24 protein-coding genes and 1 tRNA gene are annotated in these 24,979 nt (G+C 32.9%); 16 read left to right on the top strand and 9 right to left on the bottom strand.

What is annotated here, in order from left to right:
* The first annotated feature begins 2 nt into the window (after positions 1 to 2).
* The 6 genes from V7719_RS15755 to V7719_RS15730 all read left to right on the top strand — a co-directional run bounded on the left by V7719_RS15755 (position 3) and on the right by V7719_RS15730 (position 7,101).
* Positions 3 to 1,169 carry a formimidoylglutamase gene (locus V7719_RS15755; RefSeq protein WP_335730902.1) on the top strand — a complete coding sequence of 389 codons (1,167 nt, stop codon included), beginning with the start codon at positions 3 to 5 and terminating at the stop codon, positions 1,167 to 1,169.
* Positions 1,170 to 1,360: 191 nt separating this feature from the next.
* Positions 1,361 to 2,725 carry a type IX secretion system lipoprotein PorK/GldK gene (gene porK / locus V7719_RS15750; RefSeq protein ID WP_442969100.1) on the top strand — a complete coding sequence of 455 codons (1,365 nt, stop codon included), beginning with the start codon at positions 1,361 to 1,363 and terminating at the stop codon, positions 2,723 to 2,725.
* Between the two features lie 73 nt (positions 2,726 to 2,798).
* Positions 2,799 to 3,428: a type IX secretion system motor protein PorL/GldL gene (gene porL / locus V7719_RS15745; protein WP_335730900.1), complete on the top strand. Its 630-nt coding sequence runs from the start codon at positions 2,799 to 2,801 to the stop codon at positions 3,426 to 3,428.
* 48 nt (positions 3,429 to 3,476) lie between these two features.
* Positions 3,477 to 5,039: a type IX secretion system motor protein PorM/GldM gene (gene porM / locus V7719_RS15740; protein WP_335730899.1), complete on the top strand. Its 1,563-nt coding sequence runs from the start codon at positions 3,477 to 3,479 to the stop codon at positions 5,037 to 5,039.
* A 41-nt stretch (positions 5,040 to 5,080) separates the two neighbouring features.
* Entirely contained in the window at positions 5,081 to 5,980 is a 900-nt protein-coding gene (gene porN, locus V7719_RS15735) for a type IX secretion system ring protein PorN/GldN (RefSeq protein ID WP_335730898.1), read from the top strand.
* Between the two features lie 74 nt (positions 5,981 to 6,054).
* Positions 6,055 to 7,101: an NAD(P)/FAD-dependent oxidoreductase gene (locus tag V7719_RS15730; protein ID WP_335730897.1), complete on the top strand. Its 1,047-nt coding sequence runs from the start codon at positions 6,055 to 6,057 to the stop codon at positions 7,099 to 7,101.
* On the opposite strand, the gene V7719_RS15725 is transcribed toward V7719_RS15730, so the two are convergent.
* Positions 7,102 to 7,422 (bottom strand): DUF983 domain-containing protein, encoded by a 321-nt coding sequence (locus V7719_RS15725; protein ID WP_442969098.1) that lies wholly within the window; start codon positions 7,420 to 7,422, stop codon positions 7,102 to 7,104.
* Positions 7,423 to 7,573: 151 nt separating this feature from the next.
* Here V7719_RS15725 and V7719_RS15720 point away from each other — a divergent pair, with 151 nt between their 5' ends.
* From V7719_RS15720 to V7719_RS15675, 10 genes are all read left to right on the top strand, one after another.
* A complete protein-coding gene (locus tag V7719_RS15720; protein WP_335730895.1) occupies positions 7,574 to 9,481 on the top strand; it encodes an ABC-F family ATP-binding cassette domain-containing protein in 1,908 nt (635 codons plus the stop codon).
* A gap of 122 nt (positions 9,482 to 9,603) precedes the next feature.
* Positions 9,604 to 10,791, top strand: a complete 1,188-nt coding sequence (locus tag V7719_RS15715) for an efflux RND transporter periplasmic adaptor subunit (RefSeq protein WP_335730894.1) — start codon at positions 9,604 to 9,606, stop codon at positions 10,789 to 10,791.
* A gap of 3 nt (positions 10,792 to 10,794) precedes the next feature.
* Positions 10,795 to 14,085, top strand: a complete 3,291-nt coding sequence (locus V7719_RS15710) for an efflux RND transporter permease subunit (RefSeq protein ID WP_335730893.1) — start codon at positions 10,795 to 10,797, stop codon at positions 14,083 to 14,085.
* A complete protein-coding gene (locus V7719_RS15705) occupies positions 14,075 to 15,394 on the top strand; it encodes a TolC family protein (RefSeq protein ID WP_335730892.1) in 1,320 nt (439 codons plus the stop codon). Before V7719_RS15710 ends, V7719_RS15705 begins: the two co-directional genes overlap by 11 nt.
* Positions 15,395 to 15,413: 19 nt before the next feature.
* Complete coding sequence (locus tag V7719_RS15700; protein ID WP_335730891.1) at positions 15,414 to 15,596, top strand: CPXCG motif-containing cysteine-rich protein; 183 nt, start codon at positions 15,414 to 15,416, stop codon at positions 15,594 to 15,596.
* Between the two features lie 142 nt (positions 15,597 to 15,738).
* Positions 15,739 to 16,650, top strand: coding sequence for a Two component regulator three Y domain protein (locus tag V7719_RS15695; RefSeq protein ID WP_335730890.1), 912 nt, complete (start codon positions 15,739 to 15,741; stop codon positions 16,648 to 16,650).
* 178 nt (positions 16,651 to 16,828) lie between these two features.
* Positions 16,829 to 16,901: transfer RNA gene (locus V7719_RS15690), tRNA-Met, on the top strand.
* A gap of 55 nt (positions 16,902 to 16,956) precedes the next feature.
* Positions 16,957 to 18,279 (top strand): tyrosine-type recombinase/integrase, encoded by a 1,323-nt coding sequence (locus V7719_RS15685; protein ID WP_335730889.1) that lies wholly within the window; start codon positions 16,957 to 16,959, stop codon positions 18,277 to 18,279.
* A gap of 9 nt (positions 18,280 to 18,288) precedes the next feature.
* A complete protein-coding gene (locus V7719_RS15680; protein WP_335730888.1) occupies positions 18,289 to 18,963 on the top strand; it encodes a hypothetical protein in 675 nt (224 codons plus the stop codon).
* A gap of 18 nt (positions 18,964 to 18,981) precedes the next feature.
* Complete coding sequence (locus V7719_RS15675; protein ID WP_335730887.1) at positions 18,982 to 19,527, top strand: hypothetical protein; 546 nt, start codon at positions 18,982 to 18,984, stop codon at positions 19,525 to 19,527.
* A 588-nt stretch (positions 19,528 to 20,115) separates the two neighbouring features.
* Here the strand turns inward: V7719_RS15675 and V7719_RS15670 are convergent.
* The 8 genes from V7719_RS15670 to V7719_RS15635 all read right to left on the bottom strand — a co-directional run.
* Positions 20,116 to 20,634: a hypothetical protein gene (locus V7719_RS15670; protein ID WP_335730886.1), complete on the bottom strand. Its 519-nt coding sequence runs from the start codon at positions 20,632 to 20,634 to the stop codon at positions 20,116 to 20,118.
* A gap of 169 nt (positions 20,635 to 20,803) precedes the next feature.
* Entirely contained in the window at positions 20,804 to 21,469 is a 666-nt protein-coding gene (locus V7719_RS15665) for a hypothetical protein (RefSeq protein WP_335730885.1), read from the bottom strand.
* A 168-nt stretch (positions 21,470 to 21,637) separates the two neighbouring features.
* Complete coding sequence (locus V7719_RS15660; RefSeq protein WP_335730884.1) at positions 21,638 to 22,090, bottom strand: hypothetical protein; 453 nt, start codon at positions 22,088 to 22,090, stop codon at positions 21,638 to 21,640.
* 242 nt (positions 22,091 to 22,332) lie between these two features.
* Positions 22,333 to 22,914, bottom strand: a complete 582-nt coding sequence (locus tag V7719_RS15655) for a hypothetical protein (protein ID WP_335730883.1) — start codon at positions 22,912 to 22,914, stop codon at positions 22,333 to 22,335.
* 3 nt (positions 22,915 to 22,917) lie between these two features.
* Positions 22,918 to 23,496 carry a hypothetical protein gene (locus V7719_RS15650; protein ID WP_335730882.1) on the bottom strand — a complete coding sequence of 193 codons (579 nt, stop codon included), beginning with the start codon at positions 23,494 to 23,496 and terminating at the stop codon, positions 22,918 to 22,920.
* Positions 23,497 to 23,525: 29 nt separating this feature from the next.
* Positions 23,526 to 23,948 carry a hypothetical protein gene (locus V7719_RS15645; RefSeq protein ID WP_335730881.1) on the bottom strand — a complete coding sequence of 141 codons (423 nt, stop codon included), beginning with the start codon at positions 23,946 to 23,948 and terminating at the stop codon, positions 23,526 to 23,528.
* A gap of 34 nt (positions 23,949 to 23,982) precedes the next feature.
* Positions 23,983 to 24,561 (bottom strand): hypothetical protein, encoded by a 579-nt coding sequence (locus V7719_RS15640; protein ID WP_335730880.1) that lies wholly within the window; start codon positions 24,559 to 24,561, stop codon positions 23,983 to 23,985.
* On the bottom strand, positions 24,548 to 24,979 hold a 432-nt coding region (locus V7719_RS15635; RefSeq protein ID WP_335730879.1), incomplete at its 5' end, for a hypothetical protein. The genes V7719_RS15640 and V7719_RS15635, both read right to left, overlap by 14 nt.

The following is a 24,979-nucleotide window of genomic DNA, read 5'->3' as shown; positions in this document are numbered from 1 at the left end:
AAATGAATTTTAATTTTTTGTCACCAGTCTCTGATGCAGTACTGGCTCATAACGAGCTATTATCGCAACAAGCGCTTGGGAAAAAGATGGAAATTCACTCTGCTCAAAATGGCATTCCAGATTTAGATGGTGTTAAGCTCGCGATTATAGGTGTGCAAGAAAGTCGAAATGATGTGAACTATATGGGAGAAGAACTGAGTTTCGACGCCATTAGAATAGCATTGTATTCCTTATTTCCTGGAAACTGGCATACAACTGTTGCCGATTTAGGTGATATTCCTGCAGGCGCATCTATTGATGATACGTATTATGCACTACAAACAATAATTTCAGTTTTACTTGAAAAAAAAATCATACCTATAATAATAGGAGGAAGCCAAGATTTAACTTATGCTAACTATAGAGCCTACGACACCATGTCTCCAATGGTTAATATTGTTAATGTAGATAGTAACTTTGATTTGGGTGATGCTTCGGTAGAGATGAAAAATAATAGTTTTCTCGGTAAAATCATCCTAGAGCAACCATACAACCTATTTAATTATTCTGCTATTGGTTATCAAACCTATTTCAATTCTCAAGAAGAAATTGATTTAATGGATAAGCTTTATTTTGAAGCTTACCGATTAGGTGAAGTTACCTATAATATAAATATGGTAGAACCCGTTATGAGAGATGCACATATTGTGACTATGGATTTAAAATCTGTAAGAGCAGCAGAAGTTGGCGCTAAACAAAAGTATTCTCCTAATGGTTTCAACGGAAAAGAGATTTGTGCTATTGCACGATATGCTGGAATAAGTAATAAGGTGTCTTCATTTGGGATTTATGAGTATAAATCAACCAATGAATTGGATGCAACGCCTATGTTGATATCACAAATGATATGGTATTTCATCGAAGGTATTAATTGTAGAGTGAATGATGATGATTTTAGAAGTTCAGATAATCATCAGAAATTCAATGTCTTGATTGAAGATGATGAATTGATATTCTATAAAAGTGCAAAAACTGGACGTTGGTGGATAGAGATACCTTTTTTGCCAAATGTTAATAATAAATTAAAAAAGCATACGTTATTACCTTGCACACATGATGATTATGTGGAGGCAAGTCAAGGTAAAATACCAGAAAGATGGTACAAGGCCTATAAAAAGAACAGTTTTTAGTATATTTATCGAATGTTAATTAACACTTTTTTAATCGATGAAATGTTAACTTTTGGGGATAAAGTGCAAAAAACATTCAAAAAAAGTAGGTTTTTACAAAATATATAAATATGTTTACTGCCTTGAAAAAATCAAGACATCAAATAACAAACAATTACAACTAAATAATTTAACCTCGAGTTTCTATGAATATTAAGAAGTTTGCTTTATTAACCACTGTTTTAGCCCTAATGGTCAGTTGTAACTCTGGAGACAGAGGACAGCTCGTAGGAGTTAAAGGAAAGAAATGGCATCCCGAAAAACCTTATGGTATGACACTTGTTCCTGGAGGAGCATTTATAATGGGAAAGTCAGATGACGATTTAGCTGGAGTACAAGATGCTCCAACAAGAACCGTAACGGTAAGAGCCTTTTACATGGACGAAACAGAAATCACTAATAGTGAGTATCGTCAATTTGTGGAATGGGTAAGAGATTCTACTCTTAGAACGAAATTAGCAATATTAGCCGACGACATTGGCGAAACTCCTGGTAATGGAGGTATTGGTGAATTTGCATTTAACGATGCAGATCCAGATAATATGTCTGTTTACGAAAAATACATGTATAATAACTACAGTGGCCTTGGCCCAACAGGTTATGAAGGCAGAAAATTCAACAAGGAAGTTGATTTGATTTTCGATACTGCAGATTATCCAGATGAGTACTACGCTGAGGTTATGGATACCATGTATTTACCAATCGAAGAATCATATAATGGTCAACGTACTTGGGATGTGAAAAAATTCAAGTTTCAGTATAAATTTATGGACATTCAAAAAGCTGCAAAAGACCGTAGCTTAAGTCGTAGTGATGTTATTGTTACCGAAGAGGTAGAGGTATATCCAGATACAACGGCTTGGATTAGAGATTTCTCTTATTCATATAACGAACCAATGCACAATGATTATTTCTGGCATGACGCTTATGGTGATTATCCTGTAGTAGGGGTGTCTTGGAAACAAGCTAAAGCATTTTGCCAATGGAGAACACTCCATCATAACGAATACAGAAAATCTAAAGGAAAACACTTTGTAAACGCATATAGATTACCATCTGAAGCAGAATGGGAATATGCTGCAAGAGGAGGTCTTCAAGGAGCAACTTTTCCTTGGGGTGGACCATATGCTAAAAATGACAGAGGATGTTTCATGGCTAACTTTAAACCCTTACGTGGAGATTATGCAGCCGATCAAGCATTATATACTGTAGAAGCTGATGCTTACGAACCAAACGATTTCAACCTATATAATATGGCTGGAAATGTTTCAGAGTGGGTACAAGGCTCTTATGATGCTGCTTCCTATGAATATATGGCTTCGTTTAACCCAAGTGTAAACAACCCAGAGAACACACGTAAAGTCGTACGTGGTGGTTCTTGGAAAGATGTTGCATATTTCTTACAGGTGAGCTCACGGGATTATGAGTATGCCGATTCAGCAAGAAGTTATATTGGTTTTAGAACTGTCCAAGATTATATGGGAACAGAAGTAACCAAGAATGCAGCAACCAACTAATAAAATAATTAACTCAACTAAATAAATATTAATCTACTTAAGTTAACTGCTTAAAACTAAAAAAAACAAAATTATGGCACAGAAAGGAAACATCACACTCACAAACATGGTCTACGGACTAGGAGCAGCAATCGTAATTGTAGGCGCTTTATTTAAAATTCAGCACTGGCCTTTTGGTTCTGAGATTTTAACTGTAGGTATGATTGTAGAAGCCTTAGTATTTACATATTCAGCATTTGAAAGACAACAATCAGATTTAGACTGGTCTTTAGTATATCCAGAGTTAGCTGGAGGAATGATAGGTAAAAAAATGAAAGAAGCGCCTAAAGATGCCGAAGGATTATTATCTCAAAAATTAGATAATTTATTAAAAGAAGCAAAAATTGATGGTGAATTAATGGCAAGTCTTGGAACTGGCATCAGAAATTTTGAAGATGCTGCCAAAGGTATTAGTCCAACTGTTGAGGGAATGAATGCTCAAAAGAGATATAGCGAAGAAATGTCTTTAGCTGCTGCTCAAATGGAATCATTAAATAGCCTTTACAAAGTACAAATGGAAAGCGCTAACCGCCAAGCTGTAATTAACGAAGAAGCTGTTGAAAATGCAACTAAGTTAAAAGAGCAAATGCAATCATTAGCTTCTAACTTATCATCATTAAATGGTGTTTACGGAGGAATGTTATCTGCAATGAACAAAAACTAATTAGTTTTTATTGAACTATAATTAATTAACAACTAAAAACTAATTAACATGGCAGGAGGAAAATTGTCCGCAAGACAGAAAATGATTAACCTAATGTACTTAGTCTTCATTGCGATGATGGCTATGAACATGTCGAAAGAAGTATTGTCTGCTTTCGGTTTAATGGAAGCAAAGTTTGCTAACTCAAACGTATCAACAACGGATAGAAACGAAGCTTTGCTTGCCGATTTGGAGCGTAAATCTGGAGAAAAACCAGAAGAATTTATGATTCCAGCTTCTAAAGCAAAAGAAGTTAGCATCGCTTCTGAAAAGTTTTATAACTACATTGAGACGTTAAAGAGAGATTTATTAAAGGAGGGAGAGTATGCAATCGATCCTGAAACTGGTAAATTACCATTTGAAGAAATGGATAAGACCGATATCTTAGACGAAGCTTGGTTTACAGGTGATCGATTTACTAAGAAAGGTGATGAAGTGATGGCTAATATTGCAGGTTATAAATCTAAAATAAGAAGTATATTAGGAGAAGATATTAAATACGGTAAAGCTCTATTAAGTTTTGAAGACTTATTTGGTACTGGAAAACAAGCTAATAAAGATGGAAAGAAAATAGAATGGTTAAACTACCATTTTCAAGGATTTCCGGCTATTGCATCATACACTAAGCTTACAGCAATGCAAAATGATGTAAAAGTTACAGAAGCTGGTATGATGAACCTTTTCTTAGGGAATGTACTAACAGATGCAATAACGCTTAATAAGTATAAAGCTATTATTCTAGCTGATAAATCAGCATTCTTTGCTGGTGAAAAATTCCAAGGTAGAGTTGTTATTGGTAAGTATGCTAAAGTGCCACCAACAGGTTTAAGTATCGGTGGGCAATCTGTCGATTTAGCAGAAGCTATTGATTCTACTGGTGCTGCGCGTTTAGATTTTAACGTAGGTGGTGTTGGAGAGCATGAGATTAACGGTAAATTTACATTCTTAGAAGATGGGAAGCCATTAGAAATTCCTATTAAAGGAAACTATGTGGTAGTACCTAGACCTAATTCTGCTACGATTTCAGCAGATAAAATGAATGTGGTATATCGTGGTGTTGTTAACCCAATGACGATTTCATTTGCAGGTGTGCCTGATAATAAGGTAGCGGCTAATGGTGCTGGACTTAAGAAAGGTTCAGGTATGGGTAAATATAATATGACACCTACATCAGGTCGTGAAGTAATTATTAATGTTACGGCTACACTTGACGATGGTTCTAAAGTAAGCGATAAAGCAGTATTTAGAATTAAAGACATCCCAAAACCAACTGGTAAAATTGTTGGTCAGAGTGATGGTAAATTGCCGAGAAACAACGTAGAAATTGGTAGAGTAGAAGCGGTATTAGAAGACTTCGATTTTGATTTACCATTAACAGTAACAAGCTTTAAGTTTAAAGTTCCTGGGCAGCCATCTGTGATTTGTTCTGGTAACAAGCTTAATGGAGCTGCAAAATCTGCTTTACGTAAAGCGAAACGTGGTGCGACGGTTCAAATTTTTGATATTAAATCAAGAAGTACTGGTCCAGCGATCAAACCTGCAACACCAGCTGTTATTGAATTAGCGAACTAATCAACCTATTTATTGATTAACCCAAATTAAAATTTAAAAAGATGAATTATAAATTTTTATTATCAATCATTGCCACTGTAGGTTTCACATTCAGTATGTCTGCTCAAGCAAACATTTTAAATGCGAAGACACCTCAAGAGGTTGGCAAGAAAACTGAAGCACAGTTAGCATTAGATAATGACGAGCCTTTAGAATATGGTTATGTTGATGATAGAGACATACTGTTTTCTAAATTAACTTGGGAAAAAGTAGTTTTAGACGAACGTGTAAACTTCCCTTTATACTTTCCTGTTGATACTAATAATATTGGTAAGGAAAGACGATCACTATATCATACATTGATAACAGCAGTGAAGAGTGGAAGAATTAAGAACGTTTATAATGATTCTTATTTTAATGAAAAAAGAACTTTAAAGGAACTCAAAGATATCACAACGTCTATAGATACTTTAGATCAAGGTTATGACCAATTAAATGCTGATGGCTTTGTAGATCCTGAATATATAGTAACTAGAAATATCGAAGCATTCGATGTTAGTGCCTATTTAATTAAAGGACTTTGGTATTTTGATAAGCGTCATGGAGAATTAAAATATAGAATTCTTGGTATAGCACCAGCTGCACCAGACATTAACTTTATTGATTCTGCCGATGAAACTAACAAATTGCCTAATGCACTGTTTTGGATCTTCTTTCCAGAAGCTAGAGAAGTATTACACGAAGGAAAAGCATTTAATAACAAAAATAGTGCTAAGCCTATAACGTTTGATCATTTGTTAAATTCAAGACGCTTTAATGGATACATGTACAAAGAAGAAAATGTATTTGGAGATAGAGAAGTGAAAGAATATATTGCAGATAATGCATTAATGCAATTATTAGAATCAGATCGTATCAAAGATAAGATTCGTGATTTCGAACAAGATATGTGGTCTTACTAAGTAAAGGCATAAATTATATCAAAACGCTCACTATATTTTAGTGAGCGTTTTTTATTTGCACTACTTTTACAATAATGAAAGAGCTTGACTATATTGTTGTTGGTGGTGGATTAGCAGGTATTGCTTTTTGTGAGCAGTTGCGCGCTGCAAATAAAGATTTTGTTGTATTTGATAACGCATCTCAACAATCTTCCAGAGTCGCAGCAGGATTGTATAATCCAGTGATTTTAAAACGTTTTACTAAAGTATGGAATGCCAAATCTCAATTAGAATTGGCATTACCAAAGTACAAAGTGCTCGAGAATTTATTAGCAGTTAAGCTAAACTATGAATTACCTGTTTATAGAAAATTCGCATCTATCGAAGAACAGAATGAATGGTTTGTCGCTTCAGATAAGCCCGTTCTATGCGACTTTTTATCAACTGACCTAATTGGTGACATCAATGAATCTATCAATGCAGAATTTGGTTATGGTGAAGTCTTACATTCTGGAAGAATTAATACAGCGCAACTAGTAAAATCTTATGGTGATTACCTTCGGAGTACTGATAGGCTAGTTCCCGAAGAATTTCAATATGAATTATTAGAAATGGAATCCAATGCGATTCAGTATAAAAACATCACATCTAAACATATTGTTTTTGCTGAAGGCTTTGGATTGACTAAAAATCCATTTTTTAACCATTTGCCACTAAATGGAACAAAAGGAGAAATGTTGACCATTAAAGCCCCAGATTTAAAAATGAATTTTATTCTAAAATCGTCGGTGTTTATTGTGCCTTTGGAAGATGATTTGTTTTGGATTGGAGCGACATACGAAAGAGAAGATAAAACACATCAAGTTACCCAAGAAGCTAAAGACGATTTGATTGAAAAGGTGAGGCTAATTATCACTTGTGATTTTGAAATTGTTCAGCAAGTTGCTGCTATTCGTCCAACTACAAAAAACCGTAGACCTTTTGTTGGCTCACATTCAGAATATAAAAATATACATGTGCTGAATGGATTAGGTACTCGTGGCGTCATGATATCACCTTTTGTAGCCCAAGAATTATTTAATCATATTGAAAAAGGAACAGCATTAGATTCTGAAATTGACATCAAACGATTTGATAAGTAATTATTTCTTCTTCTTCGCTAAATCTTTATCATAACTCATAAATAAGTTAATCCAAATATTTCTCGACAACCTCATTATAATGGGTCCTAAAAGCACTAATGTGCCCACTATTGCTAAAAATGCAGTAACTAATGATGTTTCAATGATGTTGTAGCTAATTATAAAAGCAGCAACAGCAAATGCAATTCCAACACCATAGCTTATGAACATTGATCCAAAGAAAAATGAAGGCTCTAAACGATAGCGTGTACTACAATGTGAACAATTATCATTAATTTTTAAGGTATCAGTTAATCTATAAGGGTTCTTAGTTTTATACATCGATTCTTGATGACATTTTGGGCAAGAGCCTGTAAAAATGCTATATATTTTTGTGCCTTTTAACATGCTATAAATTTGATTACTTTTGCATTTTGTAAATAGAATACAAATTTAAACTTTAATAAGTAAAATAGTATAACAAAAGTAGCAAATGCTAAATATTCATAATCTCTCTATATCTTTTCAAGGCGAATATCTATTCGAAGATATCACGTTTAAATTAAGTCCTGGAGACCGCATTGGTTTGATTGGAAAAAACGGTGCCGGTAAATCAACTATGCTTAAGATTTTATCTAAAGAATTGGAGCCAGACTCCGGACAAATAGCTGCCGATAAGAATTTAAGTTTTGGTTTTTTAAAGCAGGATATTGATTTTACCCTGGGAAGGACAGTATTAGAAGAGTCCTACGAAGCCTTTAAAGAAATTAAAGAGCTAGAAGCTAAAATGGAGTTCGTTAATACGGAATTGGCTGAACGTACAGATTATGAAAGTGACGGTTATCACCAATTGATGATTGATCTGAATGATATCCAACATCAATATGAAATTGTAGGAGGTTATAATTATCAAGGCGAAACCGAAAAGATATTACAAGGTTTAGGTTTTAAAAGAGGGGATTTCACGAAGCTTACCGATACATTTTCTGGAGGATGGCGAATGCGAATTGAACTAGCGAAGCTTCTACTTCAAAATAATGATGTTCTATTGCTGGATGAGCCAACAAATCATTTAGATATTGAATCTATAATTTGGTTAGAAAACTTCTTAAAAAATTACTCAGGTGCAGTGGTTATCGTCTCTCACGATAAGATGTTTTTAGATAATGTGACTAACCGAACCATAGAAATTTCCCTCGGTAGGATTTACGATTACCCAAAACCGTATTCTAAGTTTTTAATCCTTCGTAATGAGATTAAAACGCAACAGCTAGCGTCACAAAAGAATCAGCAAAAACAAATAGTACAAACCGAAAAACTTATTGAAAAGTTTAGAGCTAAGGCTAGTAAGGCAACAATGGCCCAATCGCTTATCAAAAAGTTAGATAAAATTGATCGCATAACGGTTGATCAAGATGATAATAGTGTGATGACTTTAAATTTTCCTGTTTCAGTAACACCTGGAAAAGTAGTTGTTGAGGCCGAAAACATATCGAAAAATTATGGTGACAATCATGTATTGTCTAATGTCAATTTAATGATTGAGCGTGATAGCAAAACGGCTTTTGTTGGGCAAAACGGACAAGGTAAATCCACATTGGCCAAAATTATTGTCGGAGAACTCAAACATAAAGGCGATTTAAAACTCGGTCATAATGTTCAGATTGGATATTTCGCCCAAAATCAAGCAGAGTATTTGGACGGAAGTAAAACTGTTCTAGACACGATGATTGATGCTGCCAATGAAACCAATAGAAGTAAGGTTCGTGATATTTTAGGATCGTTTCTCTTTCGTGGTGAAGAGGCAGAAAAGTTTGTACGCGTCCTATCTGGAGGAGAACGGAATCGTTTAGCTCTGGCAAAGCTTATGCTGCAACCTATTAATGTTTTAATAATGGATGAGCCCACCAACCATTTAGATATGATGTCTAAAAATGTTTTAAAGGAGGCGCTTAAAAAGTATGAAGGAACTTTGGTTTTAGTGTCACACGATAGAGATTTTCTACAGGGCTTAACGAATAAAGTTTATGAGTTTAAAGACGAGAAAATAAAAGAATATTTAGGAGATATCGATTTCTATTTAGAACAACGAAATGTTGAGAATTTACGTGAAGTAGAACGAAGAACTGTTGTTAAAGAAACACCTAAAGAAACTAATAAGCAATCGTACCAAGACCAGAAAAAACTGAAATCTCTCAATAATAAATTGAGTAATATAGAATCAAAAATTAATCAGTTTGAACAGGAAATTAAATCAGATGATGTTGATTTAGCGACTGATTATGATAAAACGGTTTCTGATGATACCTTTTTTGATCGCTATCAAAAGAAAAAGGAAAAGTTAAAGCAATTGATGTCAGATTGGGAAGCTGTTCAGTATCAGTTGGAAGAATTATCCTAGCTAATTTATAGGGTTTTATGTTTTTTTTAACTGCAAACGAGGCGTATTTGAATACTTTTGTATTGAATTTACTTAAAGGATCATAATCAAATCCTATTAGTAGTTGACTAACCATCATACCTATGCGAAATATTATTCTTTCCATTATTGGAGTCCTTATTATCATTGGCTCTTTTTTAGTTGCTAAACGACTCATAGCGAATAAGAAAAAACCAAAACCAGTTTCCGAAAAAGTCATTAAAACGGTGTTTATTGATACGGTTCAAAACGGTACGGTTCGAATCATAATTCCAGCGAATGGAAGTCTAGTCGCTAAGCGTCGTGTTGAGTTGTATTCTGAAGTTCAAGGTGTTTTTAGAACTAGTGGGAAACTTTTTAAACCCGGACAAGAATACCGTCAAGGTGAAACATTAATTCGTATTGATGCTTCAGAGTACTATGCCAGCGTGCAATCTTCAAAAAGTAATCTCTATAATTCGATTGCGGCAATCATGCCTGATTTAAGATTGGATTTCCCAGAAATCTTTCCTAAATGGCAAAACTATCTCAGTGGTTTTGATTTAAATAAAACCACGCCTAAGTTACCTGAGATGACTTCGGAAAAAGAAAACTATTTTATTACTGGTCGAGGAATTGTTTCAAATTTCTACAATGTCAAAAACCTAGAACAGCGTTTGGCTAAATATAATATTCGAGCTTCATTCCCAGGGATATTAACTGAAGCACTAGTTACAGAAGGTTCCCTAATTCGTAACGGACAAAAGTTAGGAGAATATATTGATCCTTCAGTTTATGAAATGGAAGTGGCGCTGAGTAAAACGTATGCGAGCCTATTAAAGGTTGGTGAAGACGTAGTGTTAAATAATCTTGAACATACCGAAACCTATTCTGGTATTGTGTCTCGCGTTAATGGAAGTATTGATGCTACAACGCAAACCATTACAGTATTTATTGAAGTTAAAAACGAAACGCTTAAAGAAGGGATGTTTTTGGAAGCAAATCTCAATGCTAAAAAAGAAACTGATGCGATTGAAATCAACAGAAATTTAATACTTGAAGGACAGCAAATTTATGTAGTTAGAGATAGTTTGTTGGATGTGATAGATGTCAAACCTGTCTATTTTTCAGATACAAAAGTGGTTTTAAAAAATGTCCCTAACGGCACAATTATGCTGTCTGAACCTGTGCCAGGAGCCTACGCAGGAATGTTAGTAAAGCCCTTCCAAGCTAAAAAAGAGGATGATAAAGCTCCTAATACAAAAATAGAAAAAACGTCTAACGAAATTGTGAAATCAAAAACAGCAAATTAGATTATGAGAAAGCTAATTGCTTATTTTATTCGTTATCACGTTGCTGTTAATATCTTCATTCTTGCATTTTTTGCCTTTGGAATTCTAGGATATATATCACTAAAATCTTCGTTCTTCCCGCTTGTAGATTCAAAAATTATCAACGTAAGCATTGCATATCCTGGCGCTTCACCACAAGAGATTGAAGAAGGTATTGTATTGCAAATTGAAGATAACCTCAAAGGATTAAAAGGTATAGATCGCGTCACATCCTCATCCAGAGAAAATAGTGGAACCATCACTGTTGAGATTGAAAAAGATGAAAATATAGACTTCATGCTCCTTGAAGTTAAAAATGCCGTAGATCGCGTGCCTTCGTTCCCTACAGGAATGGAACCACTTGTGGTGGCAAAACGTGAAGAAGTAAGAGAAACGATATCATTTGCATTAAGTGGGGATAATATTCCGCTGGCAACATTGAAACAACTAGGGCGTGAAATAGAGAACGATTTGCGCGCTATTGATGGGATTTCACAAGTGAATGTTACTGGTTATCCGGCTGAAGAAATTGAAATCGCAGTTAACGAAGTCAATTTACTCGCTTACAATCTAACGTTCAATGAAGTAGCTCAAGCTGTTGGTGCATCTAATATTTTGGTTACAGGAGGAAATATTAAGACAGATGTTGAAGAATACCTTATTCGTGCGAATAACCGTGCCTATTATGGTGTTGAACTATCCAACTTAATCATTCGTGCTACACCAGATGGAAAAACAGTGAGATTAAAAGATGTGGCCATTGTAAGAGATCGGTTTTCAGAAACACCAAATGCAACTTTTTTTAATCAGGATCTATCGGTAAATATTACGGTGACAAGCACCAATAATGAAGACTTAATTGCTTCTGCTGATAAAGTTAAGGTATACATTGAAGACTACAACCAAAAGCATGAAAATATAAGATTGGATGTTGTAAGAGACTTATCAATTACGTTAAATCAACGTACTGAACTTTTATTTTGGAATGCATTAGCAGGTGTCATTCTAGTGCTTCTTTTTCTGTCCTTATTCCTTAACACGCGTTTGGCGTTTTGGGTCGCATTAGGATTGCCAATATCATTTCTGGGGATGTTTATTTTTGCGGGTCAGTTTGATGTCACCATTAATGTCTTATCGCTTTTTGGGATGATTATTGTCATCGGTATTTTAGTTGATGACGGTATTGTGATTGCCGAAAACATCTACCAGCATTACGAAAAGGGAAAAACTCCAGTTCAGGCTGCTATTGATGGCACGATGGAGGTAATTCCTCCAGTAGTCTCTGCTATTATAACGACGATACTAGCATTTTCGTTATTCCTGTTTTTAGATAGTAGGATTGGCGAATTTTTTAGTGAAGTGTCTGTAATTGTTATTCTAACATTAGTCGTTTCTCTTGTTGAAGCGTTAATTATTCTTCCGGCACATTTGGCACATTCTAAAGCGCTTAGGAAGCAAGTCATTGATGAAAATCCATCCAAGATGAAACAGTTCTTTTCTAAAATGAGAGGGATCAATGCTTTTGGTGATCGAATCATGAGTTTTTTAAGAGATAAAGTATATGCACCCGTTTTAGGGAAGGTTCTTCAATTTAAGATATTGTCTTTAGGAATCTTTATTGCACTACTAGTCTTAACTTTTGGTTCTATTGGAGGCGGTATTATTGGTGTCACTTTATTCCCATCTATCGCAAGTGATCGTGTATCTATTGAATTGGATATGCCTAACGGAACTAATGTAGCAATTACAGATTCTATCATCTCGATGATTGAAGAAAAGTCATTTATTGTCAATAAAGAATTCACTGAAGAGTATTTAAAAGGTACAGATAAAACGCTTTTTGAAAATACTATATTGACTTTAAATAGTAGCTCTAGCGCTCAATTAGTCATAAATTTATTACCTGGAGAAGAACGACCAGACGCCATTAAATCGTCTTTAGTGGCTAATAGACTGAGTGAGTTAGTCGGACCAGTAATTGGAACTGAACGATTAATTTTTAGTTCTGAAGGTAATTTTGGAGGAAGTCCAGTTTCCGTAGCATTATTAGGAAAAAATATTGAAGAATTAAAAGCTGCCAAACTTGAATTGAAGCAGGTGCTAATCGAAAACTCATTGCTTAAAGATGTTCAGGATAATGATCCTGCTGGTATTAAAGAAATCCGATTAGAGCTTAAAGAAAGCGCCTATTTATTGGGCTTAGATCTAAGAACTGTCATGTCACAAGTGCGTTCAGGATTTTTTGGGGTTCAGGCTCAACGTTTTCAGCGTGGACAGGATGAAATAAGAGTTTGGGTACGATACGACCGAAGTAATCGGGCGTCTATCAACGATTTAGATGATATGCGAATTACAACCCCATCTGGAGAACGAGTGACCCTAAAAGATATAGCAGTATATACTATTGAGCGAGGAGATGTTGCAATTAATCATTTAGAAGGTCAACGCGAAATTCGTATTTCAGCAGATTTAAAAGATCCAAGTTCAAGTGCTACAGATATTCTTAATGATATACGAAATAATACAATTCCTGATTTACAATCTAAATATCCAACAATAACAGCCTCATTTGAAGGACAAAATAGAGAAAAAGATAAACTGTTGGGCTCGTTAAAAACCGCCGGAATTCCTATTTTAATACTTATTTATATTACTATCGCCTTTACATTCCGAAGTTATAGCCAGCCAATTTTGTTAATTCTTTTGGTGCCTTTTAGTTTAACTGCTGTGGCTTGGGGACATTGGCTCTTAGGTTTTTCTGTGAATATTTTATCACTTTTAGGAATCATTGCACTTATCGGTATTATGGTTAATGATGGTTTGGTACTTATAGGTAAATTCAATAGTAATTTAAGAGAAGGCATGAAATTCGATATGGCTTTAACCGAAGCTGGAAAATCCCGTTTTAGAGCGATTTTCTTAACGTCTTTAACAACCGTTGCAGGTTTGGCACCCTTGCTTTTGGAAAAAAGTAGACAAGCACAATTTTTAAAACCAATGGCAATTTCAATTTCCTTCGGTATTGCTTACGCAACCATTTTAACTTTATTAGTCTTACCCTTATTTTTAGCCTTTAGTAATAATATCAAAAAAAGCGCAAAATGGTTATGGACAAACAAAGATGTAACCAAAGAAGAAGTTGAGCGTGCCATAAAAGAACAGAACGAAGAACATTTTCTGGAGGGCGATTCACAAACACTAGTCAATAGTGATAAGGAGGTTAAGGAAAAAATAAAGTTTGAATTACATGACAAAAATCAAGCAGATGAACTTTAAAAATTATATCGTATTTGGCTTAGTTCTTATTGGAATATATACCAATGCACAACAAGTCGTAACCACAGAAGAAGCTGTTGAATTAACGTTAGAATATAACTACGGAATAAAGATTACCAATAATACAGTTGAAGTTGCTGAAAACAATACCAGTATATTAAACTCTGGGTATTTACCTACTCTAACGGGAAACGCTGGAGCAATTCATAATATAGATAATACTGAAGCAGAATTTTCTAATGGAGAAACAACAATATTAACTGGTGCTGAAAGCGATAGATATAACGCCTCTTTGAATTTAAACTATATCCTTTTTGATGGCCTTGGGCGCAAATACAACTACAAACGTTTAAAAGAACAACATCAATTATCTAAGTTGGAAGCTCGTGAAACCATTGAAACCACAATTGTTCAGTTGTTTTCAATTTATTATACAGTCGCTCGACTTTCAGAAAACACAAACGCCTTAGAGGAAACCATTATGATTTCTATGGATCGATTAACACGAGCCGGTTATCAATTTGATTACGGACAAAGCACTAAACTAGATGTGTTAAACGCTGAAGTAGATATTAATAACGATAGTATTAACCTCATTAATATTAGGCAACAGCTAAAAAACACAAAGCGGGATTTAAATGTGGTTATGGGTAATCAATTGTCTGAAGGTTTTGATGTTAATACTGATGTGAGTTTTTTACTTCAGTTAAATAAAAATGAACTCTTGGAAAAGACAAAAGCTAATAATGTGTCTTTATTACAATCAGAAAAAAATATTACTATAAGTCAATTTGGTCTTAAAGAGAATAGAGCTACACAATTTTTTCCAGCAATTAGTCTCACAGGCTCATATGGTTGGAATAAAAACAATAATAATGCAGCATCTTTTGTTGCTGTATCCACAAATACGGGTTTGTCAGGAGGTCTCAATCTCTCTTGGAATTTATTTGATGGTGGAACAACAATAACACGTATAAGAAATGCTAAAATTGATCTAGAAATTCAAAAGCTTCTAAAAGAACAATTACTCATTGATATTGAACGAAATTTTAATAATGCTTGGGATGATTATCAAAATAAATTGGTGATTTTTCAAGTGCAAGAAAATAACATTAAAACATCTCAAAACAACTTTGATCGTACTCAAGAAAAATTTAAAATTGGTCAAGTCACTTCCATAGAATTTAGATTAGCACAACTCAATTTATTAAATGCCGAATTAAGTCGAAATCAAGCAAAATACGACGCGAAATTAGCCGAGTTAGATGTGCTTCAATTGAGTGGCGAATTATTAAATGTTCAGTTATAAATTCTGAATACATACTACCATGCAAGAACACTTTTTTCAATGTCCATATTGTTGGGAATCCATCTCTATGTTAGTCGATATTTCACAAAATTATCAGAACTATATAGAAGATTGTGAGGTGTGTTGCAATCCAATTCAAGTTGAAATTTCCACTGAAAATCAAGAAATTACGAGTTTTAATGCCAAAAACATAGAACAATAGCTTTTTGTTAAATAGTTGATAATCAAATGATTGAATAATTATTCGATAAACGACATTGCAGTTCATCGAAAAAACTTGCCAGTTAACCGATATTCTGCTACATTCGTAATATTGACATTTGTCCCTAAACAAATCTATTATTATGAAAACCGCAAAACTTACATTATTATTGTGTTTTGTTACCCTATTGTCCTTTGGTAACGTTTCAACAAAAGAAAAAGAAGCTTTAAAAGACCTTTACAATTCAACAAATGGTGCTCTTTGGAGGACCACTTGGGATCTAAATTCACCTGTCAAAGATTGGCATGGTGTTGTGGTTAAAGATGACAAAGTCATTGAGCTTAATTTGGAATTCAATAACCTTAGGGGAAAAATCCCTGAATCCATTGGAGATTTGGTTTACTTAAAACATATCAACTTCTTTAGAAATAAAATTTCTGGAGGACTTCCTTCAACAATAAAAAGTTTAAAATCCTTAGTGACTTTAAATGTTGCTTTCAATATGTTGAATGCACCTTTACCAAATGAGATTGGTGATTTAGAATCCTTGCGAACGCTTAAGTTATTTATGAACACTATTGATGGAGAAATTCCATCTACTATAGGACAGTTAACTAACTTAAACACATTAGAGTTATACAACAATCAATTAAGTGGTGAGTTACCATCAACTGTTGGTGATTTAGTTAACCTGCAGGAAATGTTGCTAAGCAGTAATAAATTTTCTGGAAAGTTGCCAGCGAGTATTGCTAATGCCAAAGATTTAAAAGTGATTAGTGTTTTCGATAATAATTTCTTCGGAACATTACCAAACTCCATTTGTAGTTTGACAAAATTAGAAGAACTTGTATTATCTGATAATGCATTCTACGGAAACTTGCCTAATGGCATGGCTAGTCTTACAAACCTTAAAGTATTGCTTATTGGTAACAATGATTTTAAAGGTGAATTAGTACAATTAAAGAATCAACTTCCAAATTTGAAGCAATTCGATTTTGTGAACATTAGTAGTCAGGGAACAATTGTTACCCTTGATACAGAAGACGACAATTAAAAGTAGTTATATAGTTATAAATTAGTGATAGCTCTCAGCATTTATTTGTTGGGAGTTATTTTTTTAATATTAGTATTGTAGAAATAAAAAAGCATCGTATATTTGCAGTCCTAAAATGATTGAGTCGGCATTATGAACCGAAAGTTAAAAGCTAAGATCACCATTTTTAAGATTAAATCGCGGGATAGAGCAGTAGGTAGCTCGTCGGGCTCATAACCCGAAGGTCACTGGTTCGAGTCCAGTTCCCGCTACTAAATGTAATCTGTTTAAGATCAATGGTTTTGTTTACGCAAAGCCATTTTTTTTATGTTTAGTTTAAATTCTTATCTTACAAATGAACACGGAAACGAACACATTTTAGAACACAGTTTGTCAAAAAAGAAAAATTTTTCAGCCCCAAAAATTTATTCTGCTAACGGAAATTTAAACAAGCGTTGGTACGTCTATTACACTTATCGAAATCCTGAATCTGGAATACTCCAACGCATGAAAAATGTCTATGGCGGTGCTAATAGATATAATACAAAAGAAGATCGACTTATTATTTTAAGTGTTTATAGAGTAAAGCTTTTAAGTTTATTAAATGAGGGATTTAATCCCTTTGAAGATAATACCACACGTTATGAGGATCGTGAGGATAAGAAACTAAATCCAATTACAGATACGAATGTTGTAAAAACTAATATAGTACCTGAAGTTGAATTAATGATTGAGCCGAAAGTATCCGTTTTATCCTGTAAAGAAGCCTTCACAAAGGGTTTGAAGTACAAGGAAAAGCTAATAAGCGATACCACAAGACGTAGTTATGAAAATCGTTTAAAGAATTTTTTGCTTTGGGTTGAAAAGCATCATCCAGACCTAAAAGCGATTACCGATATTGACAAGAAAGTGGTAATGGATTTTTTAAATCATATTTTAGACCAAACCAGTCCTAGAAATCGGAATAATTATCGAACTGATTTAAGTAGTATTATGCAGGCGTTGGAGGATAATGATATTATCCCGACCAACTTTATAAAAAAGATACCTGTATTAAAATCTGTACCGCAAAGAAACAAAACGTACTCAAAGGAGGAGCAAAAGGATATTTTTGAACATTTGGAGAAAACTGACAAAACCTTATTGCTCTTTATAAAATTTATATCCTACAATTTTTTGAGGCCAATAGAAGTCTGTAGATTGCGTGTTGGTGATCTAGACATAAAGAATAAGCGCATTCAATTTAAAGCCAAGAATAGTCCTTTAAAGACTAAAATCATACCTGATTTATTGCTTAAAGATTTGCCAGATCTCTCGAAGCTAAATAAAGAAGATAGTTTGTTTACACCTGATGGTATAGGAGGGATTTGGGAATCCGAGTTAAGCAACAAGCGGGATTACTTTTCTAAACGGTTCAAGCGTGTTGTCAAAGACCCATTTAATTTGGGAGCAGATTATGGGTTGTATAGCTTTAGACATACATATATTACAAAATTATATCGCGAGTTAGTCAAGGGGTCGTCACCATTCGAATCTAAAAGTAAATTGATGCAGATTACAGGGCATTCCTCAATGAAAGCCCTTGAGAAATATCTACGCGATATTGATGCCGAGTTTCCTGATGATTATTCTGAATTAATAAAATCCTAAGTTCGTATTTTGGAAAAGCCTTTAAAAGATAAGCACAGTGAATTAATACATCGATTGTATAAGCCACTCATATTTTACTTACCTCGAAAGATGTGGGCTGATTTGGATGACAAGTGGATGGATAAAGAATTCGATACCGTGTTCAATACTGTTATTCTAATGCGTGAGAATGGAGATAATTATATACTTAATAATGGTGCCTCCAATTTTTATTTATTAGGGAAAGCTTCGTCATTGGATAAAAATATCTATGAGCTCCTAGATTTGAAAGTTAAGTTAACCTCTGAAGCTTTCCGTTTTCTGTCCGAAAGATATTCTCTAAGCGTTGCATTTTACAAACATGCATCCAATTGGATGGTAGAGCATGTCAAAGACGATATTTCTAACTGTAGTGAAGAAACTATAAATTCATTTGAAATCCAGAAAGAAGCATTTGCTAAACATTGGGATTATATTCAAAAGCATTTTTCTGTTCCAGATCATATAAAAAATTATTTTGATAATTCTCAATTGAACACTCAAGATGTAGCTAATATACCTGATTTTATAACTGGTGACAAGTCACAGACAGAACGCATATTTGAGAAGCTAGCTAAACCGATAAAGAATAAAAAGAAAATACTTATTACAGAAGAGGAGGCTGAAAAACTCCTTCTAAAAACTGTATTTAACGTGCAATTATAGTAATCTAAATCGACATAAATGACTAATAAAAAATCAATCACAGATGAAGATGCAACGCTTAATTTTAGAATACCGAAAGTATTAAAAGCGACGATTATTGCCAAGGCTGAGAAAGAAAATATAACCAGTTCTAAATATCTGCGTGATTTATTGGAAGCAGTTCACAATGGTAGTTATTGTCACTTGGAGAAGTTGAAATCGGAACGTGAAGAGTTTTTGTTTTCAATGGAGTTTTTACAGCTGATAGTTTGGATTTATAAAAAACGTGAAAACAATAAACGTGAAGTCGAGAAAAATGATTTAGAACGTTATGTTAAAACATTAAAAAGAACTGAGAAGTATCTTCCTGAAAGTTTAGTGCGGGAGTTTGATAAAGTTCTAAACAATTTACTTTTAGTTAGAGTTGTTAAGGGATATGATGGAGATCATTTCGATTTTCCTAAGTACCACAGTAATGACAAAAAATTCAACTACGAAAAGGTAGAGAAGTTTTTATTGAATGAAAATGTAATGGAAGTCTTTATTGATAATGGAGAGAGTCCTATACCTAATATTCTTTTATAAGAAGGTGCTGTAATTTAAAAATCAACCCAAATTTTTTTGTGATAAATTATGTGATATTTTTGTAATACAATAATATCACAAATTAAAAACAATTGATTTGAACCATTGTTTATGATAACAAATGTTATCAGAAAGTCGATTTTAGGGACTTTAGCCTTAACGAACTTAAAGAAACACTGTTGTTTTTGTGTGATACAAAAATCATAAAATAGTCTTTGTGTTATGAGCTATTTATGATATTAATTGAAATAGGAGATAGATGATTTTTCGGTTTTTTTATTTTAAATCTCAAAAAATAAACCGAAAAAAATAAACTAGATTTTTATTTATAAATGTTTTGTGATATTTTGAAACAGTATTACTTTCTATATAAGGTCATTTGAGTAAGTAAGGTAAATTAAAGTATCAGGTTGTAAATTATGTAGCCTTATTTCTGGACGGCTCAAAATGAATGGCAACGGATTTGTGTATTGTTATTTGCGGGAATTTCGTTTAGAATATTCCGATTAGTTAAAGATAGTAATTTGTAGGAGAAGTTCCTCGTTTTAACCAACTGTAGCAATTAATTATACACGGTGTTGTACATAGTTATTTTTCCTTTTCCAATTTAATACCTTCAGAAAATATTTTCATACATATCGTTGAGATATATAGCATAGATATATTTAATTTTCCTTCGTCAGGCATTTCTCCGTTTTCGTTTTCTTTAAAGATATCTTTATTTATAGTAGTTTTTTTGAAACTATCAGATTGGAAATAATCTTTATATGGTTTAAATCCTTTTATAAAATCAGAGAATAGTTTTTCGTCGTATTTTAATTTATGTGCAATCGAGTTTCTCAGTTTATTCAAAAGTTTTAATTCTTCATATATTTTTGGGTTGGCTTTAAAAAGACCTAATGTCTTTGCTATTTCAATTTTGTTAGAGTAAGAAAATTTTATTCTGTCAAAATTTATTTTTTCAATCGATGCCTTTTCAATGAAAAAATTGAGTGAATGTTCGGTTAAAATATGTCCTTTTAAAATCAAATAATCAAGGTCTTTTATTCCGAACATATGAAAGAAGAATTTGTCAACTAAAATATGCTCTTTCTTTTCTTTGTTCATGGATTTTTTCTGTTTTCCTTAATTATGTACAACGTTGTTGTGTATGGTTAGTTGCGTGGTTAAGCAACTAATTTAGTAAACAAATACGAACCCGAGAAAATTCCGAAGGAATTTTCCAAATAAGCACTTGCCAAAGCAATTAATTATACACGGTGTTAGCAAACGTATTTTATATTCTATGAACAATTTCAGTTAAAATTAGTCGCTTTGTAAAATAATTATCAAAATCTAAATCAGCAATTAGCATTTTATAAGCCAAAAGCCTATGGTCTAACATTCCACCATCTTGAATCATTTCAAGATATTCTTCAACAAATTTATTTTTTTTTGAAACACCTTTTAAAGCTTTAATATATTTCCCAAAATAATTTATGTCGTAATGATTTTCTAATGTAGCGATTAATGAATCCTCATTATTAACTTTAGGTATAGAAGCCTCTAAAGTTCCAAAATCATATTCTCCTTTTATGTTCAAATACTTTCTTCTAACTCGATATTCAGTGCGAGACTTATATGGACTATTTATAACCCAAATAGAATCTGGTATTCCGTAAACAATATTTTTAAGTTGACTATTGTTAAATTTTCCGATACTTTTTTTGGATGGTCTTCCCCAAATTCCGTTCATATCCGACTCTATTTCTGTCAAATATTTTACGTATGCTTTTTCAGTCGATGAGTTTGGGTATTTTTTCTTTAAAAACGTTGTTTCAAAGTCAATTACTAATGAATTGAGTGATTCAATATTTTCTTTCCCCAAAGTGTTTTCAAATTCAGCTATTTCAGATTTATTTGAGCAACTGCAAAGTAGAAGTAGAATTATGAGGTTTTTCAATATTTTCATTTGTTGGTCATATGTTTGCTAACGGTTACGTATAAGAATAGTGCGTAGTTTGAGTGCGAGGATTTTCCGAAGGAAAATCGGATGCAAGCAAACAAGCACTAGCCTTTAGATTTAGGAATAAACTTACGCATTATTTTTATACATTGTTAGCCCACGTTATTATTGGTTTATGTAAACATCTTCTATTTCGTCTATTAGAAATAATTTATTTAATTCGAAGTCGATTTGTTCATAGTTATTATCGAAAATCAATCGAATTATTTTTTTGGGTAACTCTTTGTTTTCCGATTCAGTTCCGTACAATTTTACAGTTCGAATTGGGTTTTGTCCGCTTCCGTTTTCTTTATGATTCCCTAATCCGATTGTGAATTGAAAACTATCATCAGCATTTGGAGCCAACGAAATCGACAAATATTTCCCGTTTTTATCATCCAAAACTTCAAGGTCAGGAAAATTGAATGTTAAATCTCGAAATTCTTTCCAGTATTCATCGCTCCAATTAATCTTATTAAAATCCGTTAAGTGTTTTTCGTAATCTGTTTTTCCAAGCACTTTATAAGAGTCCGTTTCGTAATCCGTTTTATGAATTCGAGAGACAAAATTTGTTTTCATTTCGTTGGAGGTTTCATTTTTATCCGTTTTATTTTTACAAGCAAGGAATAAAATTGGTAGTAAAAATAGGATTTTGGTTAAGGTTTTCATTGTGGGTTTTAATGTGGGCTAACGTGTTCGTGTATGGTTAGTTGCGGGAATTTCGTTTAGAATTTTCCGATTAGTGAATATACGAAAGAAAACAAACTCTTCCTCTTAACCAGCTAGCGCAGCAATTAATTATACACGGTGTTGCCATTTCGTTAATTTTCTAATTCAGATGCTTTTTTGGCATTGTAGCCCATTACTAGCCAATCTCTCACACTTTGAATTTCTTTAACGTGATACTTTGAACTTGCATTAGGCTCGCTTAAAACATTGTCTATATAGTCAAGTATCGTTTCTTCTTTTCCATTATAGATTTCAATTGTATTTACATCTATGTGATAACCTTCAGGGTCACTAAGTAAAAATTTATAAAATACGGTTTTATACATTCCCAAATCAACAATGCGTTTCATAAAGTGTTGTGGGTTTCTAGTGTCCTGTGTTGTTCCTTTTTCATAACAAATGAATTTTTCAGAGTTTTCATTCCAAAACTTGGTGAATTTTTCTTTATAATTTGGGTCTTCTTTAGATACTCCAATAAAATTTAAAATCATTTTTTCCATATTAGAGCCTGCTTCTTTGGCAGATAAAGTCCTAAAAGTTAAAGCAGAACTGCATATTTTTTTTGAAAGGATTTCAATTCTCTCATCGCTTATTTCAATTTCATCATTTTGTGCTTGAATATTGAATGAAAATAAAACAACAAATACCAATAATAAAGATTTTATACTTTCCATAATCTAGTTTTTTAATTCAGAGGCTATTTTGGCGTTGTAATCTTCTATAATTGTCAGTCTTAACAATTTAATTTCTTTTATATTATATTCTTTTGCTTTCTCGGGATTTGAAATAATTCCATCTAGATAATCCAACAAAGTTTCTTCTTTGCCATTATAGATTTCCACAGCATTTACATCAATAGGGTATTCATCTTCATCAGACAACAGGAAGTTATATAAAACACTTTTATACATCCCCAAATCAACAATTCGTTTCATAAATTGTTGTGGGTTTCTAGTTCTTTCTGTTGTGCCTTCATCGTAACAAATAAATTTTTCATAATTTTCATTCCAAAACTTAGTTATAATAGCTTTGTGATTTTTATCTTCCTTGGAACTTCCAAGAAAATTTAAAATTAATCTCTCAATCCTATCCCCAGCCTGTTTCGAACTAGAGACTCTAAACGTTAATGCAGCAATACACATTCTTTTAGATAGGTCTTCAATTCTCTCGTCACTTATTTTAGTCTCATTTTGTGCTTGGGCATTAATTGAAACTAAAACAACAAATGCCAATAATAAATATTTAAGTCTTCTCATAATCTAGTTTTTTAATTCAGATGCTTTTATTATTTCGTCAATTCGAAAATTCTGCCTCTGAATATTACCATATCATTTTTAATTTGAATAGAATCAGTACTATTTATAACATATGTTTTTTTAGATGATTCGATGAATACTTTTTTAAATAGCGTTATATCTAAATAAGTTTTCATTATTTCTTCAAAATCAGATTCATGACTTAGTAACTGTGATAATGAACAATAGTTAGTTTTTGTGAAATCTGAAGTGTCTTTATTTATTTGGTCATCTACCTTTATTTCATCTCGCACTTCACAATATTCTTTTTCTATTAATTCAATGATTTCAAAATTGGTTAATTGAATTTGATATTCTTTTATTTTTTTGTCAAAAAGTCTACCATAATTTAAACCGTCATTTACAATAAATAACTCTTTATTTACCTCAATTTGATTTAAAAACACTTTCATTATTAAATTAATCTATTACGTTGTTAATCTTTCGTTAGTTTTTTAATTCAGATGCTTTTTTTCCATTGTAATCTAATATTATAACGTCTCTTAAATCTTTAATTTCTTTTACATTATACTTAGATTCTACCTTATGGTCTTTTAAAATAGCATCAATATAATCCAATAAAGTTTCTTCCTTTCCATTGTATATCTCAATTGTATTTACATCAATAGGGTACTCATCTTCATCAGACAACAGGAAATCGTATCCTACGCTCTTATACATTCCTAAATCAACAATTCGTTTCATAAAGTGTTGTGGGGTTCTAGTGTATTTAGTTGTTCCTTCTTCGTGGCAAATGAATCTATAAGAATTTTCATTCCAAAATGCAGTAAATATTTCTTTATGATTTGGGTCTTCTTTTGAGGTTCCTAAAAAATTTAAAATTAATCCTTCGACACCTTGACCTGCTTTTGATGCATCTGCTATTCTAAAAGCTAAAGCCGCACTACACATATTTTTTATGAAATCTTCCATACGCTCTTCACTAATTTTAGTCTCATTTTGTGCTTGAGTATTAAATGAAACTAAAACAACGAATACCAATAATACATATTTAATACTTCTCATAATCTTTTTTTAATTCAGATGCTGTTTTGGCACCATAATCTTCAATTATCACACCTCTTAAATCTTTTATTTCAGGCATATTATACTCTTTTGCCTTCTCAGGATTTGCAATGATTGAATCTAAATAATCCAACAAAGTCTCTTCTTTGCCTTTGTATATCTCTATAGCATTGACATCAATAGAATATTCATCTTCATCTGAAAGAAGAAAATCATAAAGCACAGTGTTATACATCCCCAAATCAACAATTCTTTTCATAAAGTGTTGTGGGTTTCTTGTTTCATCCTCTGGACCTTCATAGCAAATAAATTTTTCAGAATTTTCATTCCAAAATTTCGTCAATTTTTCTTTATAATTTGGGTCTTCTTTAGATACTCCAATAAAATTTAAAATCATTTTTTCCATATTAGAGCCTGC

It is taken from the genome of Psychroserpens sp., from assembly GCF_036960315.1.
Lineage (GTDB): Bacteria > Bacteroidota > Bacteroidia > Flavobacteriales > Flavobacteriaceae > Psychroserpens.
Note: the sequence above shows the minus strand (reverse complement) of the source record. Positions and strands in the feature narration are given on the sequence as shown.

Bases quoted from the DNA above. Each gene is read 5' to 3' on its own strand.
- V7719_RS15755 (WP_335730902.1), top strand. From the start codon at position 3: ATGAATTTTAATTTTTTGTCACCAGTCTCTGATGCAGTACTGGCTCAT.
- porL (WP_335730900.1), top strand. From the start codon at position 2,799: ATGGCACAGAAAGGAAACATCACACTCACAAACATGGTCTACGGACTA.
- porM (WP_335730899.1), top strand. From the start codon at position 3,477: ATGGCAGGAGGAAAATTGTCCGCAAGACAGAAAATGATTAACCTAATG.
- porN (WP_335730898.1), top strand. From the start codon at position 5,081: ATGAATTATAAATTTTTATTATCAATCATTGCCACTGTAGGTTTCACA.
- V7719_RS15730 (WP_335730897.1), top strand. From the start codon at position 6,055: ATGAAAGAGCTTGACTATATTGTTGTTGGTGGTGGATTAGCAGGTATT.
- V7719_RS15725 (WP_442969098.1), bottom strand. From the start codon at position 7,422: ATGTATAAAACTAAGAACCCTTATAGATTAACTGATACCTTAAAAATT.
- V7719_RS15720 (WP_335730895.1), top strand. From the start codon at position 7,574: ATGCTAAATATTCATAATCTCTCTATATCTTTTCAAGGCGAATATCTA.
- V7719_RS15715 (WP_335730894.1), top strand. From the start codon at position 9,604: ATGCGAAATATTATTCTTTCCATTATTGGAGTCCTTATTATCATTGGC.
- V7719_RS15710 (WP_335730893.1), top strand. From the start codon at position 10,795: ATGAGAAAGCTAATTGCTTATTTTATTCGTTATCACGTTGCTGTTAAT.
- V7719_RS15705 (WP_335730892.1), top strand. From the start codon at position 14,075: ATGAACTTTAAAAATTATATCGTATTTGGCTTAGTTCTTATTGGAATA.
- V7719_RS15700 (WP_335730891.1), top strand. From the start codon at position 15,414: ATGCAAGAACACTTTTTTCAATGTCCATATTGTTGGGAATCCATCTCT.
- V7719_RS15695 (WP_335730890.1), top strand. From the start codon at position 15,739: ATGAAAACCGCAAAACTTACATTATTATTGTGTTTTGTTACCCTATTG.
- V7719_RS15685 (WP_335730889.1), top strand. From the start codon at position 16,957: ATGTTTAGTTTAAATTCTTATCTTACAAATGAACACGGAAACGAACAC.
- V7719_RS15675 (WP_335730887.1), top strand. From the start codon at position 18,982: ATGACTAATAAAAAATCAATCACAGATGAAGATGCAACGCTTAATTTT.
- V7719_RS15670 (WP_335730886.1), bottom strand. From the start codon at position 20,634: ATGAACAAAGAAAAGAAAGAGCATATTTTAGTTGACAAATTCTTCTTT.
- V7719_RS15660 (WP_335730884.1), bottom strand. From the start codon at position 22,090: ATGAAAACAAATTTTGTCTCTCGAATTCATAAAACGGATTACGAAACG.
- V7719_RS15655 (WP_335730883.1), bottom strand. From the start codon at position 22,914: ATGGAAAGTATAAAATCTTTATTATTGGTATTTGTTGTTTTATTTTCA.
- V7719_RS15650 (WP_335730882.1), bottom strand. From the start codon at position 23,496: ATGAGAAGACTTAAATATTTATTATTGGCATTTGTTGTTTTAGTTTCA.
- V7719_RS15645 (WP_335730881.1), bottom strand. From the start codon at position 23,948: ATGAAAGTGTTTTTAAATCAAATTGAGGTAAATAAAGAGTTATTTATT.
- V7719_RS15640 (WP_335730880.1), bottom strand. From the start codon at position 24,561: ATGAGAAGTATTAAATATGTATTATTGGTATTCGTTGTTTTAGTTTCA.